Origin of the sequence: Microbacterium sp. K24, assembly GCF_004794465.1 — a bacterium.
GTDB lineage: Bacteria > Actinomycetota > Actinomycetes > Actinomycetales > Microbacteriaceae > Microbacterium.
Window position 1 is genome coordinate 31,049 of sequence record NZ_SSDJ01000093.1, and the last position, 17,502, is coordinate 48,550.

Here is a 17,502-nt window from a genome sequence, read left to right on the forward strand (position 1 = left end):
ATGGAGGGAGTGCTGTGAGCGGTCAGACATGGACCCCTGCCCCGAAGAAGGGCATCATCCCGCTTCATCCGCTGACGTTCGGCATGCTGCTCGGCAAGGCGTTCGCCGCTCTCCGGCACAATCCCAAGGTGCTCTTCGGCTTCGCCGTGGTGATCCAGCTGATCGTGGTGATCGTGACCGCCGGTGTCATGGGGGTCGTGCTGTTCAGCACGTTCTCCCGGCTCGAGACGGTGCCGCCCTCCTCCCCGGACTTCGAGGCCGTGCTCGCGGGCACGATCGCCATCAACATCATCGCGGGGCTCGCGGTCGGCCTGACCTCCATCGCCTTCACGGCGATGATGCAGGGCGTGGTCGCCGCCGAGGTCGGGTACGCGGCGATCGGCGTGAAGGCGACGCTCGGGATGCTGTGGCGCAAGATGGCGCCGTCGTTCTGGCGTCTCGCCGGTTTCGCGTCGCTGTCCGTCGTCGCCGTCTTCGGCTTCTTCGCGATCATCGCGCTCATCATCGGAGCACTCGTCGCCGGCGGGCTGGGCGGCACCGCCGAGCTCATCGGCATCATCATCCTGGTGAGCATCCTCATCGGGTTGGCCTCGATCCCGCTGTTCGTCTGGTTGAGCACGAAGCTGCTGCTCGTGCCGTCGATCCTCGTGCTCGAGCGCGCCCGGTTCCGGGAGGCTTTCGTGCGATCCTGGCGCCTCACCCGGGGCCGATTCTGGGTCGCGTTCGGCGTCATGTTCCTCATCGGCGCGATCATGGGCCTCGCCATGCAGGTGGTGAGCATTCCCGTGGGACTGCTCAGCTCTCTGCTCGGATCGGTGATCGCCCCCACCGGGGATTACGATGCCGGCGCGGTGATCACCTTCGTCTTCACGCTCGTGGCCCCGCAGATCCTGCTGCTCGTGCTCCAGGCGATCACCCTCGTCGTGCAGAGCACCGGCTCGGCGCTCGTCTACCTCGACTGCCGGATGCGCTACGAGGGCCTCGACCAGACGCTGATCTCGCACGTCGAGCGCCGGGAGCTCGGGTGGACCGAGGATCAGCTCGACGACCCGTTCGCCGTGGATCCGACCCGTGCCGTGAGCAGCGCCCCGCCGCCTCGGCAGGCGCCGGACCACGTCGCGATGACGCAGGGCTACGGCTACCCGCAGTACGGAGCCCCGGCGGCGCCCGGTTACCCACCGCAGTCATACCCGGCTCAGCCGTACGCGCCTCAGCCCTACGCCCCGCAGCCGTACGCGCCTCAGCCGCATCAGAATCCGGCCCCGGCGCGACAGCCGTACGGTGCACAGCCGTCGGCACCGGCGCCCGCCTTCGCACCCGCACCGCCGCCCGCACCGCCCGCTGCGGCGCCCCCTCCGCCCATCGCGAATCCCGCGCCTCCGACCGACAGCCCGTGGTCCGCGCCCACCGACGGAGGCTGGGCCGCTCCGGGCAGCGGTGACGGCACGGCATGATCCGACCGTTCGACGACCTGTTCGTCCCCGATGGGGATGAGGCACAGCGCTGGGCGGAGGAGGAGCTCTCCAATCCGCGCTATGCGGACGCCAAGCCGACCTGGTTCGATCTCGTCGCGCGCGACATCGGACGATTCATCGCCGACCTCTTCAGCTCGGACAACGGCGCGAACATCGGACCGTGGGCCCTCATCGTCGTGAGCGTGATCATCGTCGCGGCTCTCATCACCGCGCTCATCATCTGGGGTCGGCCGCGCAGCTCGCGCGCCGTGCGCCGCGCGCGGACCGATCTGCTCGGCGAGAGCGACGATCGGAGTGCCGCACAGCTCCGAGCGGATGCCGAGCGCAGCGCTCGCGACGGCGACTGGGACACCGCGACGATCCTTCGCTACCGCGCGATCGCGCGCGGGCTGCTGGAGAGGGACCTCATCGACCCCGCCCCGGGTGCGACCGCGCAGTCGATCGCGCGGGAGGCCAGCGCGGTCTTCGCGGATGAGGCGACGGCGATGCGCCGCGCGGCCGTGTCGTTCGACGACGTGCGCTACCTGCGGCATCCGGCCACCGAGGAGAGCTACCGCGAGCTGGCAGCGACGGACGACCGGTTGCGCACGCGGCGCCCCGAGGCGGTGCCCGCGTGACCGTGATCGACCAGGCGATCCCGGAGGCGTCGACCGCCGAGGCCCGACCGCGAAGGGTGCGCGCCATCGCGGGGTGGGCGATCGTCGTGGCCCTCGTCGTGCTCGTGGCGTTCGTCGCCCTTCAGGTCAGCGCGAGCGGCCCCGGTGCTCGGGGCACGCTCGATCCGGAGGGTCGCGACGACTCCGGGGCTCTGGCCCTCGCCGAGATCCTGCGCGACCAGGGTGTCGAGGTGTCGGTGTACCGGTCCCGTGCCGAGGCGCGCGCAGCGGTCGACGACGACACCACCCTCGTGATGACGAACCCGTACACCCTGACCGATGACGCCCTCTCCGAGCTGCTCGATCCCGCCTATCGGGTCGTCTTCCTCTCGACCGGTACGCACCTGCTGGGCGTGCTGGACATCGGCGAGAACGCTCCGGGCAGCTCGAACCCCGCCGCCGCGGACTGCGACGTCCCGGAGTTCGCCGACGTCGGAACGATCCGCGCCGACCGGTTCTTCTCCCCCGAGGACGGCGTCGAGGCCTGCTTCGGCGACGGCGACGGCGCCGCCGTGCTCGTCGACGATGCCGGAGACGGCCGCCGCACGTCGGTCGTCGAGGGCACGAGGCTCTTCAGCAACGCCTACCTCGCCGAGAACGGCAATGCCGCGCTCGCTCTCGCGCTCCTCGGACAGACGGATCGCGTCGTCTGGTACGTGCCGTCCTTCGGCGACACCGACATCGAGGGACAGTCGCCCGACACGCTCGGGAGCCTGACGCCGCCGTGGGTCACACCCGCCATCCTGCTCCTCATCGTGGCCGGGATCGCTACAGCCGTCTGGCGCGGTCAGCGCTTCGGCCCGCTCGTCGCCGAGACCCTCCCCGTCATGGTGCGCGCGTCGGAGACCATGCACGGCCGGGCACGGCTGACGGCGAAGGCGGCCGATGCGCCCCACGCCGGCCAGGCGCTCCGCGACGGTGCGCAGCGTCGACTGGCCCGTCGTCTCGGTCTCGCGGTGCACGCCGGAGCGGACGAGGTCGCCGACGCGGCATCCGATCGACTGCGCATTCCCCGAGGAACCCTGCAGGCGCTGCTCGCCGGGCCGCTCCCGGACGACGACGCCGCGCTCGTCGAGCTCGCGCGACGACTCGACGAGCTGGAGACCGCCGTCGAGGCGACCACGCGCACCACCCGCCATTCACCCCACACGGAAGCCGAGGGCACAACGTGACCGCCCAGAACCATCCCGCCGACGACGCCGCGCTGCGTCAGGCCATGCATCGCGTCCGCACCGAGGTCGACAAAGCCGTCGTCGGGCAGGCCGGCACCGTCACGGGCCTGCTGGTCTCGCTCCTCGCCCGAGGCCATGTGCTCCTCGAGGGCGTGCCGGGCGTCGCGAAGACCCTCATCGTGCGCTCGTTCGCGCGGGCGCTCGGCCTCGACACGAAGCGCGTGCAGTTCACGCCCGACCTGATGCCCGGCGATGTCACCGGGTCACTCGTGTACGACGCGCGCACCGGCGAGTTCGACTTCCGTGCGGGGCCGGTGTTCACGAACATCCTGCTCGCCGACGAGATCAACCGCACGCCGCCGAAGACGCAGGCCGCTCTGCTCGAGGCCATGGAGGAGCGCCAGGTCTCGGCCGACGGCGTGAGCCGCCCGCTGCCAGACCCGTTCCTCGTCGCCGCGACCCAGAACCCCATCGAGCACGAGGGCACGTACTCGCTGCCCGAGGCGCAGCTCGACCGCTTCCTGATGAAGCTCGTCGTCGGGATGCCGGAACGCGATGCCGAGGTATCGGTCCTGCGCCGCCACGCGGAGGGTTTCTCCCCACGGGAGCTGACCGGCGTCGAGGCGGTCGTCACGGCCGACGAGATCCGCGCGGCGCAGGATGCCGCTGGGCGCGTCGAGGTCACCGACGATGTGCTCGGCTACGTCGTCGACCTGGCCAGGGCCACTCGTCAGTCCCCCTCCGTCGAGCTCGGGGCGAGCCCGCGCGCGTCGACCGGCCTGCTCGCCGCGGCGAAGGCCTGGGCCTGGCTGAACGCCTCGACGGCCGTCACTCCCGACCATGTGCAGACGATGCTGGTGCCCGTGTGGCGCCACCGCCTGCAGCTGCGGCCGGATGCGCAGATGGAGGGCGTGTCGGCGGATGCCGTGCTCACCTCGGTGGTGCAGCAGACCAGGGTGCCGATCTAGGTGTTCGTCACCGGCCGTCTCGCCGTCGCCCTCGCCGTGGGCGTGATCCCGCTCGTCCTCGGAGGACTCGCGGGGTACCCGGCGTACGCGCTGTTCGGCGGGTGGATCGCGCTGTGCGCTCTGCTCACGGGGATCGACATCGCTCTCGCGGCGAGCCCGCGGGCCGTGACGGTCACGCGTCGGGTGCCGAAGCGCACGCGGATCGGCGAGCCGGTTCCCGTGAGCGTCGCCGTGCAGAACCACGGCACGCGAACGCTGCACGCCGTGATCCGCGACGCCTGGCAGCCGACCGCCGGGGCGTCACCGGCGCGCCCGCAGCTCGAAGTCCCTCCGGGAGAACGCGCCCGTGTGGCCATACCGCTGCTTCCCCGGCGCCGCGGCGAGCTGGTGAGCGAATTCGTGATCATCCGGTCGCGCGGCCCGCTCGGTCTCGCCGGACGGCAGGCCCGGCACCGGGTGCGCGGAGCGATCCGCGTGCTGCCGGCGTTCTCCTCCCGCAAGCACCTCCCCTCGCGCCTGGCGCGACTCCGCGAGCTCGACGGCAACACCAGCATCCAGGTACGCGGTCAGGGGACGGAGTTCGACTCCCTCCGCGAGTACGTCCGCGGCGACGACGTGCGCTCGATCGACTGGCGCGCGACCGCGCGCGCCGGCACGACGATGCTGCGCACCTGGCGGCCGGAGCGCGACCGTCACGTCGTCATCATCATCGACACCGGACGCACCGCCGCTGCGCGAGTCGGCGACGGCACGCGGGTCGACGCCTCGCTCGAGGCCGCCCTGCTGCTCGCTGCTCTGGCCTCTCGTGCCGGGGACCATGTCCACCTGCTGATGTACGACCGGGTCGTGCGCGGTCGGGTGACCGGCGTCGACGGCAACGCCCTTCTTCCGGCACTGACGGACGCCATGGCTCCCGTGCACGCGCGCCTGGTCGACACCGACTGGCATGGCGCCTTCGCCGCCGTCCGCACCCTCACCACCCGCCCGTCCCTCATCGTGGTCCTGACCGCGCAGGACGCGGCGGAGTCGGCGAGAGCCTTCCTCGGCGCCTTCCCGAACGCCTCCCGCGCGACGACGGTGCTCGTGGGATCGGTGACCGACGACGACATCGCGAACCTCGCCCGGCAGCGCGGGTCCCGCGAGGAGATCTATCTGGCGGCCGCAGCCGAGCGCACCCTGCGGGATGCCGAGAACGTCGCGGATGCGATCCGCAGGGCCGGAGGCGAGGCGATCGCGGCCGACCCCGAGGAGCTGCCGCCGCGCATCGCCGACCGCTACCTCGAGCTGAAGGCGGCCGGCCGGCTCTGATCCGTCCGGCGTGGTCGGCGAGGCGTGATCAGCCGGCGACGAGGCGGGGTGTGCCGGCCTCGTACTCGACCAGGTCTCCGGTCGCGCCTCGGCGGTGCGCCCGACCGCCGATGACGAGCATGTAGATGAGGAACACCGCGAGCGCGGCCGCGCCGATGCCGATCTTCACCGGCCAGGGCAGCGACCAGCCGGTGACGAAGCCCTCGACGAGACCGGCGAGGAACAGGGCGAAGACCAGGCCCAGCGCGACCGTCGCGAGCGACCTGCCCTCCTCCGCGAGCGCCTCGCCGCGGGAACGGGGCCCCGGGGCGACCCACGCCCAGAAGATGTGCAGACCGGCGGCCGCGGCCACGAAGATGCAGGTGAGCTCGAGCATGCCGTGCGGGAGGATGTAGAGCAGCATGATGTCGGCCTTGTCGTGGGCGGCCATCACGGCTCCCGACAGACCGAGGCCCATGGCGTTCTGCACGAGCATCGCGATCGGCCAGATCCCGGTCACGCCGAAGAGCACGCACTGCATCGCGATCCAGGCGTTGTTGGTCCAGACCATCCCCATGAACTCGGCGGCGGGGTTCTCGGTGTAATACCCCGTGAAGCTCTCGTCGGCGTACTGCTCGAGCGCGTCGGGCGGACCGAGCGTCGCGATGAGGGCGGGATCGTTCGCGATCCATGCCGCCGTGCCGACGCCGATCGCGATGAACGCGACGGCGATGATCAGGGTCGTCCAGCGCAGCCGATAAAGGGCCGCGGGCAGCTGCAGGCTGAAGAACCGCGCGGTCTGCGTCAGTATGCTGTCGGACGCCCCGGTGAGGCGCAGCCGCGCGCGCACCAGGATCGTCGAGAGATACGCGCCCTGCGGAGACTCCCCCACCGACGTCTTCAGCTCGGCGAGATCGGCGGATGCCGCGCGGTAGCGGACGATCAGTTCGTCGACGCCCGCCCCATCGAGCCGGGCGCGACTGAGTTCGTCCAGCCGCTCCCATTCGGCGCGGCGTGCATCAGACAGCGCATCGGCATCCACCTGATTTACTGTACTCATGTCCGTCCCGATCGATGCGTCCGATGAGGTGCTCTCCGGCGAGGCCGTCGCCATCGACGTGCAGCCGGTCGGCTTCCTGCTGCGGGCCCTGGGCGCCCTGATCGACATGCTGCTCGGGTTCGCGGTCTTCATCCTGTGGCTGTTCCTGCGCATCTGGCTGCTCGACGCGGGTGTGCTCGACGAGGCCACCGACCGCATCGCGACGGTCGCCGCCCTCGTGGTCAGCTTCGTGGTGCTGCCGATCACCGTCGAGGTCGCGATGAAGGGCCGCAGCCTCGGCAAGCTCGCGGTCGGCGGTCGTATCGTGCGCGTCGACGGCGGTGCAGCCGGATTCCGGCACGCGTTCATCCGCGCGCTCCTCGGCGTGCTGGAGATCTACGGGACCCTGGGCGGCATCGCGGTGCTCACCGGGGCGTTCAACGCCCGCTCCCAGCGCCTGGGCGACCTCGTCGCCGGCACCTACAGCCAGCGTGTGCGCACGCCGCGGCTCGTCCCGATCGTGCCGATCCTTCCGCCGGAGCTCGCCGGCTGGGCGCAGATCGCCGACGTCGCTCGCCTGCCGGACAGACTGGCGCGGCGCATCTCGCAGTTCCTGCAGAGCGCCCCGCGCATGGTGCCCTCCGCGCGGGCCAGAGTCGCGCACGACCTGCTGACCGAGGCCACGCCCTTCGTGTCGCCGATGCCTCCCGCCCACCCCGAGGCGGTGCTGATCGGCATCACCGTGCTGCGCCGAGAGCGCGAACGCCGCGCGCTGGAGAACTCCGACCGACGGGCCGAGAAGCTCACCGGTCGCCGCGTGGGCGTCTGACGCCGTCTCTTCCGCCGACGCGGTCACCGCTCAGTAGCGGTAGTGATCGAGCTTGTAGGGGCCGTCGACGGGCACTCCGATGTACGCGGCCTGCTCGTCCGTCAGGGTGGTGAGCTGCACGCCCAGAGCGTCGAGGTGCAGTCGGGCGACCTTCTCGTCGAGCGCCTTCGGCAGGGTGTGGACGCCGATCGGGTAGGCATCGATGTTCGTGAAGAGCTCCAGCTGCGCGAGCACCTGGTTGGTGAAGGATGCGCTCATCACGAACGAGGGGTGACCGGTCGCGTTGCCGAGATTCATCAGGCGCCCCTCGCTGAGGATCAGCACGCTGCGGCCGCTCGGCATCCGCCATTCATGCACCTGCGGCTTGATCTCGACCTTCTCGGCACCCGGCAGCGCCTCGAGGCCCGCCATGTCGATCTCGTTGTCGAAGTGGCCGACGTTCGCGACGATCGCGAGGTGCTTGAGCGCCTGCAGGTGCTCCGTGGTGACCACGTCGCGGTTGCCCGTGCCGGTCACCACGATGTCGACCTCGCCCGCCACATCGAGCAGGCGGGCGACCTGGAAGCCGTCCATCGCGGCCTGCAGCGCGCAGATCGGATCGACCTCGCTGACGATGACGCGAGCGCCCTGACCGCGCAGCGCCTCGGCGGCGCCCTTGCCGACGTCGCCGTAGCCGCAGACGAACGCGACCTTGCCGCCGATGAGCACGTCGGTGGCGCGGTTCAGCCCGTCAGGGAGGGAGTGCCGGATGCCGTACTTGTTGTCGAACTTGCTCTTGGTGACCGAGTCGTTGACGTTGATGGCCGGGAAGAGCAGATCGTCGGCGGCGGCGAGCTCGTACAGCCGATGCACGCCCGTCGTGGTCTCCTCCGTGACGCCGATGAGACCCGCGGCGACCTTCGTCCACCGATCGGGAGCTGCCGCGACGGACCGGCGCAGCAGATCGAGGATGATCGAGTACTCGTGCGAGGCATCCGCTGCGGCGTCGGGAACGGCCCCGGCCTTCTCGAACTCCGCGCCCTTGTGCACGAGCAGCGTGGCGTCGCCGCCGTCGTCCAGGATGAGGTTCGGCCCGTCGACCCCCGCCGCCGACCAGTCGAAGATGCGCTCGGTGCAGGCCCAGTACTCGTCGAGGGTCTCGCCCTTCCAGGCGAACACGGGAACGCCGGCGGGAGAGTCGACCGTGCCCTCCGGGCCGACCACGACGGCGGCTGCGGCCTCGTCCTGCGTGGAGAAGATGTTGCAGCTGGCCCACCGCACCTCGGCGCCGAGGGCGACCAGCGTCTCGATCAGCACGGCCGTCTGCACGGTCATGTGCAGCGAACCGGCGATGCGGGCGCCCTTCAGCGGCTGCGCCGCACCGAACTCCTCCCGGAGCGCCATGAGCCCGGGCATCTCGTTCTCGGCGAGTCGGAGTTGATGACGCCCGGCTTCGGCGAGGGACAGGTCTGCGACGCGGTACTCGAGCTCGGCCATCCCCCCATTGTTCCATCCTGCGGTTTGCGCGCCGCAGGATGTGTCAGAAGCGGATCGCGTCGATCACCTTCACGCGCAGGGCGACGAGCGCGGGGACGAACCCGGACACCGCGCCCACGATCACGGACGCCACGAGTCCGATGAGCGCCGCCCTCATGGGGAACGGCGGGACGTCCTGCATCCCGACGAACATCGTCGTGACCAGCCAGTCCGAGCGGAGCACTGCGACGACGATCGCGATCCCGATGACTCCCGCGACGGTGGTGGCCACCATGCTCTCGAGGAGCACGGAGAAGAAGACCCGGCCGGAGCTCGCACCGAAGGCGCGTCGGACGCCGATCTCGCGCACGCGCTGCCGCATCGCGACGAGCTGGATGTTGATCAGGCTCAACGCACCGAGGGCCAGGATCAGCGCGGCGATGCCGCCCGTCACCATCTCGAACGTCGCCTGGGCGTCCATGGCCCCGGGTTGCGCGCCCCAGTCGGAGCGGTTCACCGACACGGTCTGTCCCTCGGGGAGGCCGGCGCGGAGATCCATGGCCAGCACCGGCCCGATCTCGTTCGCCTGATCGGGACCGACCCAGATCTCGTACTGCGACCAGGCGTCCTTCGGGAGGGCGTCGACGCGGGCACGATACGCGTCGTACAGCAGATCGATGCGCAGTTCCTCATCGCCGAAGCCCGCACGCGGCACCACCCCGACGACCTGATAGGTGCCGCCGCCCGCGCCGGTGAGCGTGACCGTCGGATGGTCCCCGAGCGGCACCCGTCCGATCCGCTCCCAGAGCGGCTCGGAGACCACGGCCGCGGGCGCCAGCGCCTCGCTGTCTGCGTCGCGGAGCCAGCGCCCCTCGAGGAGCTGCTCGCGATGGATCTGCGTGTACATCGGGTCGATCAGCCGGGCGTTCACGTCGGTGATGCCCTCGGGGAGCTGCACGCCGACCATCATCCCCTGCGCGACGCGCGCGGTGTGGCTGAAGTCGAAGCGCTCGGTCACGCGCGCGAAGCGTTCGTCGAAGTCGTCGATGTCGACGGGGTTGCCGTCCTCGCTGGTGATCCCGACGACGATCGTCGCCGCTCGCCCTCCCCACCGGTCGGACTGCTCGGCCTGGTACTGGCGCTGATACTCCGAGATCGCCACGACCGCCGTGAGCGCGCCGACCGAGACGGCGATGCCGATGAGACTCAGGAGCACACGGAGCTTGTGGACGCGGATCTCCGCCCAGGCGTCGGCCAATGCCCCGAGGAACCCGGTCACGCGCTCGCACCGTTCACCGGGCTCGGCACCGGCGCCGCGAGCGTCGACGCCTCGAAGGCCCGGCTGAGGTCGGCCGGCGCGAGGATCCCCGCGTCCAGCCGATAGTGGCGGCGGGCACGCGCGGCGACGTGCAGGTCGTGGGTGATCGTGACGAGTGCGGCATCCGTCTCGGTCGCCACCTCGTCGAGCAGCGACATGACGGAGGCACCCGTATCGATGTCGAGCGCGCCGGTCGGCTCATCGGCGAGGATCAGCACCGGGCGGCGCACCAGGGCACGGGCGATGGCGACGCGCTGCTGCTCACCCCCGGACAGCCGGTCGGCCACCTGGTCGACCCGGTGTCCGAGGCCGACGCGCTCCAGCATGTCGGCCGCGATCTGCCGACGGTTCCAGAACATCCGGCCCTTCGCGTGGCCGAGCGGCATCATGACGTTGTCGATCGCCGTGCGCCCCGGAAGCAGGTTGAACTGCTGGAACACGAAGCCCACGTTGTCGCCGCGCAGGCGGTCGAGCCGGCCCGACCGCATGCGCCGCACCTCCTTGCCCTCGAAGGAGACCGTGCCGGAGGTGGGCGCATCGAGCATCCCGAGGATGTTGAGCAGCGTGGACTTGCCCGAGCCCGAGCGTCCGACGATGGAGACGTGGTCGCCGGCGCCGACCTCGAGGTCGATGCCGCGCAGGATCTCGAGGCGGGAGTCGTCGGCCAGCAGCACGCTCTTGGCGACGGCCTCCAGCGCGACGAGCGTCACCAGCTCATCCCGCTGTCGCACTGCTCGACACCGGGCGAGACCTCGTAGCAGAACTCCTCGACGGGAGCCACGAAGCCCGGCACGAACTGGCGGATGCTCTCGCCCTCCTCGAGGCCCTCGGTGACCTCGACCATCTCGCCGTCGTTGACGCCGAGCTTCACCGCGCGCTCCTCGGGGTCGGACCCGTCGCCGGCATCGACCCACACGTTTCCCGACCCCGCCCCGCCCTGCACGGCCGTGACGGGCACGACGAGGGCGTCGTCGACCTGGCCGAGGGCGAGGTCCATGGTCGCGGGAAGCCCGGCGAACACCGTCTGATCGGTGGGGATGGCGCAGCGCACGCTGGCCGTCCCCTCGTCGCTCACCTGCACGCCGACGCCGGTGCAGACGAACGGTGCGGGACCGCCCGCGATCGTCACGGTGCCCTCGGTCGGCGCGTTCACCAGCCGGTAGAGCTGTACGGGCTCGACCGTCGCCAGCAGGTGATATCGCGCCGGTGTCAGCTTGTACGACTCTGTGCCGACGGTCGCCACCTGCCCCTTCACCAGAGCGATCTCGGAGACGTCGCCGGCCTCCGGGGCGAGCACGTCGATGTCCTTGCGCGGATCGTCCTGGCGGATGGTGAAGAGCTTCTGTCCGGCCGCGACCGTCGCGCCCTCCCCGACATGCACCGCGAGGACCGTGCCGTTCAGCTCGCTCCGCACGCTGTAGCTGTCATCCCGCGCCACGTTTCCCGTGAGGCTCAGAGCGTTGACGACCGAGCCGCGTTCCACGGCCACGACGGGGTCGGAAATCCCCGATTCGGGGCTGACGATGCTCTCTGCACGGTCCGGGAAGAAGGCGATCTTGACCAGCGCCGCGGCGCAGGCTCCGAAGACCAGAACGAGAAGGAGAGGGAAGATCCAGCGTCGCCAGACGATCACGGCTGCCTTTCCGGACCCGCCGCCTTGACACGCCCGCAGACAGGATGCCAGTCGCGAATTCCGGATATCGGGTCATCCGCCGCGTGTCGGCGGTATGCCGGAATGGCCTCAGGCGCGGAGCGCCTCGTGTCGCACGACGATCCAGCCGGACGGCACCGACATCCGGTCGGCATGCGGCGAGCACAGGTCGTGCGCCTGGGGATCGTTGGGCGCACCGAGCGGTCCCAGCGCGGCCATCTGGTCGCCGTAATCGTAGGTGAGCGTGGCCACCGCTTCTCGCGCGCAGCCGACCTTCGAGCAGAGTCGTCCGTCCATCACCGCAACAGTACGACCCCGCGACGCGGGCGGGCGGATGCCGCGCCGCGCGCACCCGCACGGCCTAGACTTTCGTCATGCCCCGTCGCCGTACCGCTCGCGCTTCCGCAGCACCTCGGCGCGGAGCGCGGCACGGAAGACACGGACGCCTCGGCCGCAGCGAGGTCGTGCGTCCGCCACTCGCTCCGCTCGACGGTCGACTCGACAGGTTCGACCTGACCGTGGGGACAGCCGTCGAATTCCTGCGAGGCACCTGGCCAGAGCTGCAGGAGGTCCGCTTCGAGATCGGGGCCATCCCGGCCTTCGAGGCCACGGATGAGGTGCCCCGCTGGTATCTCGACCGGGAGAACCGCCGGATCGTGTTGTTCCGACTGCCGATCGAGAGGCTCCTCCCGCCGGGGCACGATGACGCGGCGCACCGCCGGATGGCGATCGAGAGCGCCGTTTTCCGCGCTGCCGCGGAGTACGTCGGACGCGAGCCGTGGGACCTCGGCCACGACCACTGAGCAGGACGATCAGGGGTAGACGGTGATCGCCTGCTCCGCGCCGGCCCCGGGGAGGACGGGCAGCACCGCGAGCGCGGCGGCCGCCGTCATCGTGACCGCTGCATGCACGGTGCCGGTCGGGCGCATCCGGTAGGTCGTGTCGGACTCGAGGTCGACGCTCACCGATTCTCCTGCGGGGACGACGATCTGCTGCGACTCGCCGCCGTCGACCGGTTCGAGGCTCACGGTCGACTCCTCGTCCGCGGTGTTCGCGATCTGCAGCTGTGGGGTCGGACCATCGGGCACGGCGATGAGCACGTCGGCGTCGATCTCGGGCGCCGGGGTCACCCACGCGAAGTCGGAATCCAGACCCGATCCATCCTGCTGACGCACCGCGGCCACCACCGGGGCGTCGGCGTCCACCTCGACCGTGTAGGTGCCCGGTTCGAGTCCGCTGAGCGAGACATCCGCCGGGGCGCCGGCGGTGAGCGGAACTGTGAACTCGGTCGCCGTCGTGCCGGATCCGGACGCGCGCGCGACGATGCGGGCCTGCGCGTCGGCGTCGGGTGCGAGCAGGCGCACGACGGTCATGTCCGCTTCGTCGCCCTCGACGGGGAAGGCCTGCACCCCGACGAGCACGACGTTCTGCTGTGCGCCGGCGACGGCATCCTGCAGATCGATGCCGGCGGGGTCGAGCACCTGCACGACCGAGGACTGCAGCACGGCGCGCACGGGGGCGCCGACGGCGTCCACCTTGACGACGGGCGCCTCGTTGCCGGCGGCGATGGAGGTCAGCGGGAGCGCGGTCTGCGTGCCGGCCGGGACCACGACCGTGCGGGAGCTGCGGGTCGTGCCGAAGACGGAAAGGGTGACCGTCGTCGGCACTTCGCCGGCGTTCGTGAGGATCACGATGTCCTCGGTGCCCGTGCCGACGCTCCCGCCCACGAGCCAGGACTCCAGTCGCGGCTCGCCGCAGGCGAGAGCAGCGAACCCGGCGAGGTCCTCCTCGGCGATCGACACCGATTCCGCAGCCGCGAGCATCGGGGCACTGCGCCCGTCGACGGTTCCGGTCAGCACGCGCACGTCTCCGGCGTCGATGAGATCGGGAGCCTCGAGCGTCCGCGTGGCGGGGGTGCCGGACGTGCCTGCCTGCGTGAGACGCGGCGACGCGGCGGAGCGCATGTCCAGGGGCGCGGAGGAATCGCGACCGAGCGCGCGCAGGTCGCCGTTGCACACCAGCACGGTGTCGCCCGGGAGAGGCGTCACCTCGACCTGTGCCGGATCGTGCCGGACACTCGGCCACGGTGCATGGATCGCGGCGACGACGCCGACCACGCACGCCACGGCGACAGCCACGCCGGTGACGACGCGTGCGCCCGTGGCGGCGACTCGGAACGCGCGGGTGCCGTTCATCGGTTGTCCTCCTCGGCCGGGTCGTCGGCGGCGGTCTCGTCGGTCGGCGGTTCATCGATCGCCGGTTCGTCGGTCGGAGGTTCCTCGATCGGTTCGACGCCGACGAGAGGATCGTCGGAGATCGCGTCCTCGGCTTCCCCCGTCGCGACCGTCGGCACCGTCGCCTCGGCGACGCCCGCGACCTCGTCGTCGCGATCCTCGGCATGCCGCGGGAGCACGAGCGGCTCCTCCGGGACACGCCCGACGATGCGCGACTGGGCGCGCGCCGCGCGACGCGACGAGCGCGTCGGAACGGACAGCAGCAGGGCTGCGAAGACGAAGAGGAGCTGCAGGGTGATCACCAGGCGGGCAGTGCCCTGCTGGGTCGAGGTCAGGGACTCCGGCTCGGCGACATCGGCCTCCAGCCGCCAGAGCACGCCGCGATCGGTGGTGCCGGCGTGCACGAACCCCGGACGCTGGTCGATCGAGGTGACCGCCGTGGTCCGCAGAGCACGCGCCTGGTCGCCTTCGCCTCCGGGGAGCTGCGCGAGGAGGACGTAGCTGATCCCGTGCGCGGCGAGCTCTCCCGGTGCGTCGAAGTCGCGGGCGGAGAGGAGGTCGACGGCGAGAGAGCTGATGTCGGCGCCCTGGGGCTCGACGGCCGTGGTCAGCATGGTCGACTGTGCTCCCAGCGTCTCGCTGGCCCCCCACGCGACGTCGACGGCGAGACCGCCGTCGTTCTGCGGCGTGAGCACGAGCGTCGCGATCGGCCGATCCCCCGCGGCCTGCGCGGCGACGTAGGCGGGCAGCGTCGACACCGGGCCGTTGGTCAGGGCGGAGCGTCCCGTGTGGAAGGCCGTGAGGGCCGGCACGGCGCACACGACGAGCGCCACCGCGGCGACGGCGGTCGCGAGCAGGCGCAGTCGCGGCAGGGTGAGGGCGGTGTCGAGGGTGACCAGCGCGGCTCCCACCACGCCGATCCAGGCGAGGCTCAGACCGGCGCCGGGCCAGATCGCGACCGGGGTGCCCTGCGTGAAGCTGACGGTGATGCCGACAGCCAGGAAGGCTGTCGCCATGCCGGCCACGGCCACCACAAGGAGCGTGATCCCCGCGCGCCAACGCGGTGCGACGGCCGATGCGAGCGCGAGCAGCGCTATCGGCGCGCACAGCAGGGGCGCCCAGGCGCCGATCCCACCGGGCATCAGCACCGTCCAGCCAGCGAAGTCGACCGTGGGGAATCCGGTCGCGATCGCGAGCCTGCCCGCGGCATCGGCGGATGCCTGCGGGCCCGCCCAGATCATGCCCGGATCGCCGAGAAGAGCCAGAGGTGTGCCGTGCGCGAGCTGCCAGAACACGAGCGGGGCGAACAGCATAGCGGTGGGAAGCGGGAGCCAGAGCAGTCGTCCGGCCCCGCGGAACTGCGCGGTCCCCAGGGTGATGCCGATCGCGACGACCAGCAGCAGCGCGAGGGCGGGCGCCAGCGAGGGCGCACAGGCGACGACGCCGGCGAGGAGGAGGGATGCCGCACCGGCAGCACCCCAGGACCGGTGCGCCACGACGGCGGAGTGGAAGAGCCACGGCAGCAGAAGATGCACGAGCACGGCGCTGGGCCGTCCGTCGACGAGAGCGGTCAGGAAGGTCGGCGCCACCGCCCACGCCACACCGGCGAAGATCCGGAGGCCCGGGCGGTCGGTGACGCGGGTCGCGGCGAACCAGCCGCCGAGCACGGCGAGCGGGAGGGCGAGGATCCACAGCAGCACCAGAGAGAAGGAAGGAGCGGCCGGCCAGAGCGTGCCGACCACGGCGACGACCGCCGCGAAGGGATCGGCAGGGCCGACGAGATCGACGCCGATGCTGCGTAGCCCCCACGCCGCGTCGCTCCACAGCGCAGCCACCGTCTCGCGCAACGGGAGCAGGGCACCGCCGCCGAGGGCCGGCCAGGCCAGCACCGTGGTGAACGACGCGATGCTCACGACCAGGGCCGCCAGTACGGCCCATGCCCCGCCTCCGGAGAAGAAGCGCAGCTCGCTGACGGCACCGCCCTCGCTGCCATGCCCGTCGTCGAGCCGACGGCGCAGCTGCGATGAGGTCACCCGCAGCGGCGCGATGCTCGCCCAGCCGGAAGAACGGAAGGAGCGGATGCTGGCGCGCGAGCGCGCGATCGCTCCGAAGCGGAGCATCGCCGTGAGTGCCGCCGCCCACTCGGGGATCACCGATTCCGGACGCTTGCCGATCAGGTCGGTGATCGATCGCCAGAGCGCGAGCGGAAGGAGGGCGAGCCAGTGCAGCGGCACCACCGGCGCCGGGGCGTAGGCCAGGCGCCGATGCAGCTGGGCGAGCCGGCGCACATAGGCGCGACGAGAGGCGCCGGCCGGGAGCGCGGCCGGGCCGTCCGGCGACACGGAGATCCGCGCGCTCGGAGCGAGCACGACGCGACCGCCGCCGAGCCGTGCGCGCACGCCCAGGTCGAGTCCTTCATCGGCGCCGGCCAGAGCGGGATCGGGACGGAGGGCGTCGCGGACCTCGCCGCGGATGAGCATTCCGCGGATGTCCGCGCCGAGGGCATCGTCCATGCCGTCGTGCTGTCCCTGGTCGAGTTCCCCGGCTGCGAGCTCGACCGACCGGCCGAGAGTCGTCATGCTCATGCCGAGGGAGACGATCTCCCGCTCGTTGTCGGTCGCGACGAGCTTGGGTGCGATGATCGCCGCGGACGGCGAGCGCTCCAGCATCCCGGTCAACCGCTCCAGCGCGCGCGGATGAGGCGCGGTGTCCTGGGCGAGGAGCCAGATGGCCGATCCGTCGGCGACGCGAGGACGCGCCAGCTCGACCGCCTCGGCGAACGACGTGGTCGAGCGCGCTTCGATGATGCCTTCGACGGTGTTGGAGACCGTCTCGCTCTCACGGGCCGTGGTCGCGTCACCGCACATCACGAGCGTCACGGCGGACGGCGGGGCCGTCTGGGATCGCACGGCGTCGAGAGTGCGGAGGAGCTGCGCGCGGGAAGAAGATCCGGGGCGCGCGACGATGATGGCGTGAACTCGGGCTGGCATGACGTCGTCAGCCTAAGCGCGCGATCATCGGCGCTGGAGCAGTGGACGCGGCGCGCCCGCGAAGCGGGCCGCTCGGCGCGAGGAGAGCGTCAGCTCGCGCGGCGCTTGAGCTTGCGGCGCTCGCGCTCGGAGAGGCCGCCCCAGATTCCGAAGCGCTCGTCGTTGTTGAGCGCGTACTCGAGGCATTCGCCCCGGACATCGCACGTGGTGCAGATGCGCTTCGCGTCTCGGGTCGAGCCGCCCTTCTCCGGGAAGAAGGCCTCGGGATCGGTCTGCGAGCAGAGCGCATCGCTCTGCCATGCGAGGGCGTTGTCGTCATCGGCGTTCGGCTTCCGAACCCCGGGGACCCCGAGGTTGATCGGATCGACGAACCAGTTCTCCGGTACGTCGGAACGGTATCCGCTCATCTCGATCTCCAACCCTGTCTC

The 17,502-nt window shown here is 71.2% G+C and carries 16 protein-coding genes; 7 read left to right on the top strand and 9 right to left on the bottom strand.

All coding sequences use genetic code 11. The features are described 5' to 3' along the window. The first annotated feature begins 14 nt into the window (after positions 1 to 14). The 5 genes from DW306_RS21260 to DW306_RS08175 are packed head-to-tail and all read left to right on the top strand — an operon-like array spanning position 15 to position 5,579. Positions 15 to 1,454: a glycerophosphoryl diester phosphodiesterase membrane domain-containing protein gene (locus DW306_RS21260; RefSeq protein ID WP_168429264.1), complete on the top strand. Its 1,440-nt coding sequence runs from the start codon at positions 15 to 17 to the stop codon at positions 1,452 to 1,454. Further along, complete coding sequence (locus DW306_RS08160; protein ID WP_136055117.1) at positions 1,451 to 2,092, top strand: DUF4129 domain-containing protein; 642 nt, start codon at positions 1,451 to 1,453, stop codon at positions 2,090 to 2,092. The genes DW306_RS21260 and DW306_RS08160 overlap by 4 nt, the downstream gene beginning before the upstream one ends. Continuing rightward, positions 2,089 to 3,303 (top strand): DUF4350 domain-containing protein, encoded by a 1,215-nt coding sequence (locus DW306_RS08165; protein ID WP_136055118.1) that lies wholly within the window; start codon positions 2,089 to 2,091, stop codon positions 3,301 to 3,303. The genes DW306_RS08160 and DW306_RS08165 overlap by 4 nt, the downstream gene beginning before the upstream one ends. Before the next feature lie 44 nt (positions 3,304 to 3,347). Then, a complete protein-coding gene (locus DW306_RS08170; protein WP_240747118.1) occupies positions 3,348 to 4,271 on the top strand; it encodes a MoxR family ATPase in 924 nt (307 codons plus the stop codon). Beyond that, on the top strand, positions 4,272 to 5,579 hold the full coding sequence (locus tag DW306_RS08175) for a DUF58 domain-containing protein (protein ID WP_136055120.1): 1,308 nt from the start codon (positions 4,272 to 4,274) through the stop codon (positions 5,577 to 5,579). Positions 5,580 to 5,607: 28 nt separating this feature from the next. On the opposite strand, the gene DW306_RS08180 is transcribed toward DW306_RS08175, so the two are convergent. Then, positions 5,608 to 6,600: a stage II sporulation protein M gene (locus DW306_RS08180; protein ID WP_136055174.1), complete on the bottom strand. Its 993-nt coding sequence runs from the start codon at positions 6,598 to 6,600 to the stop codon at positions 5,608 to 5,610. Between the two features lie 16 nt (positions 6,601 to 6,616). Here DW306_RS08180 and DW306_RS08185 point away from each other — a divergent pair, with 16 nt between their 5' ends. Further along, on the top strand, positions 6,617 to 7,426 hold the full coding sequence (locus tag DW306_RS08185; protein WP_136055121.1) for an RDD family protein: 810 nt from the start codon (positions 6,617 to 6,619) through the stop codon (positions 7,424 to 7,426). A gap of 30 nt (positions 7,427 to 7,456) precedes the next feature. Here DW306_RS08185 and ahcY read toward each other — a convergent pair whose 3' ends face one another. The 5 genes from ahcY to DW306_RS08210 all read right to left on the bottom strand — a co-directional run bounded on the left by ahcY (position 7,457) and on the right by DW306_RS08210 (position 12,147). Continuing rightward, positions 7,457 to 8,902 carry an adenosylhomocysteinase gene (gene ahcY, locus DW306_RS08190; RefSeq protein WP_136055122.1) on the bottom strand — a complete coding sequence of 482 codons (1,446 nt, stop codon included), beginning with the start codon at positions 8,900 to 8,902 and terminating at the stop codon, positions 7,457 to 7,459. 43 nt (positions 8,903 to 8,945) lie between these two features. Then, a complete protein-coding gene (locus tag DW306_RS08195) occupies positions 8,946 to 10,160 on the bottom strand; it encodes an ABC transporter permease (RefSeq protein ID WP_136055123.1) in 1,215 nt (404 codons plus the stop codon). Further along, on the bottom strand, positions 10,157 to 10,909 hold the full coding sequence (locus tag DW306_RS08200) for an ABC transporter ATP-binding protein (RefSeq protein WP_136055124.1): 753 nt from the start codon (positions 10,907 to 10,909) through the stop codon (positions 10,157 to 10,159). Before DW306_RS08200 ends, DW306_RS08195 begins: the two co-directional genes overlap by 4 nt. Continuing rightward, entirely contained in the window at positions 10,906 to 11,832 is a 927-nt protein-coding gene (locus tag DW306_RS08205; RefSeq protein ID WP_136055125.1) for a biotin/lipoyl-binding protein, read from the bottom strand. Before DW306_RS08205 ends, DW306_RS08200 begins: the two co-directional genes overlap by 4 nt. Before the next feature lie 108 nt (positions 11,833 to 11,940). Further along, complete coding sequence (locus tag DW306_RS08210; protein ID WP_136055126.1) at positions 11,941 to 12,147, bottom strand: DUF3499 family protein; 207 nt, start codon at positions 12,145 to 12,147, stop codon at positions 11,941 to 11,943. Between the two features lie 77 nt (positions 12,148 to 12,224). Here DW306_RS08210 and DW306_RS08215 point away from each other — a divergent pair, with 77 nt between their 5' ends. Continuing rightward, positions 12,225 to 12,653, top strand: a complete 429-nt coding sequence (locus DW306_RS08215; RefSeq protein WP_223625878.1) for a hypothetical protein — start codon at positions 12,225 to 12,227, stop codon at positions 12,651 to 12,653. Positions 12,654 to 12,662: 9 nt separating this feature from the next. Here the strand turns inward: DW306_RS08215 and DW306_RS08220 are convergent, their stop codons facing one another. The 3 genes from DW306_RS08220 to DW306_RS08230 all read right to left on the bottom strand — a co-directional run bounded on the left by DW306_RS08220 (position 12,663) and on the right by DW306_RS08230 (position 17,481). Then, complete coding sequence (locus DW306_RS08220; protein WP_136055127.1) at positions 12,663 to 14,045, bottom strand: DUF5719 family protein; 1,383 nt, start codon at positions 14,043 to 14,045, stop codon at positions 12,663 to 12,665. Continuing rightward, complete coding sequence (locus tag DW306_RS08225; RefSeq protein ID WP_136055128.1) at positions 14,042 to 17,074, bottom strand: glycosyltransferase; 3,033 nt, start codon at positions 17,072 to 17,074, stop codon at positions 14,042 to 14,044. Before DW306_RS08225 ends, DW306_RS08220 begins: the two co-directional genes overlap by 4 nt. Positions 17,075 to 17,163: 89 nt before the next feature. Beyond that, positions 17,164 to 17,481 carry a WhiB family transcriptional regulator gene (locus tag DW306_RS08230; protein WP_136055129.1) on the bottom strand — a complete coding sequence of 106 codons (318 nt, stop codon included), beginning with the start codon at positions 17,479 to 17,481 and terminating at the stop codon, positions 17,164 to 17,166. Positions 17,482 to 17,502: the final 21 nt, after the last annotated feature.

Bases quoted from the DNA above. Each gene is read 5' to 3' on its own strand.
- DW306_RS08170 (WP_240747118.1), top strand. From the start codon at position 3,348: ATGCATCGCGTCCGCACCGAGGTCGACAAAGCCGTCGTCGGGCAGGCC.
- DW306_RS08160 (WP_136055117.1), top strand. From the start codon at position 1,451: ATGATCCGACCGTTCGACGACCTGTTCGTCCCCGATGGGGATGAGGCA.
- DW306_RS08185 (WP_136055121.1), top strand. From the start codon at position 6,617: ATGTCCGTCCCGATCGATGCGTCCGATGAGGTGCTCTCCGGCGAGGCC.
- ahcY (WP_136055122.1), bottom strand. From the start codon at position 8,902: ATGGCCGAGCTCGAGTACCGCGTCGCAGACCTGTCCCTCGCCGAAGCC.
- DW306_RS08230 (WP_136055129.1), bottom strand. From the start codon at position 17,481: ATGAGCGGATACCGTTCCGACGTACCGGAGAACTGGTTCGTCGATCCG.
- DW306_RS08210 (WP_136055126.1), bottom strand. From the start codon at position 12,147: ATGGACGGACGACTCTGCTCGAAGGTCGGCTGCGCGCGAGAAGCGGTG.
- DW306_RS08220 (WP_136055127.1), bottom strand. From the start codon at position 14,045: ATGAACGGCACCCGCGCGTTCCGAGTCGCCGCCACGGGCGCACGCGTC.
- DW306_RS08225 (WP_136055128.1), bottom strand. From the start codon at position 17,074: ATGCCAGCCCGAGTTCACGCCATCATCGTCGCGCGCCCCGGATCTTCT.
- DW306_RS08215 (WP_223625878.1), top strand. From the start codon at position 12,225: ATGCCCCGTCGCCGTACCGCTCGCGCTTCCGCAGCACCTCGGCGCGGA.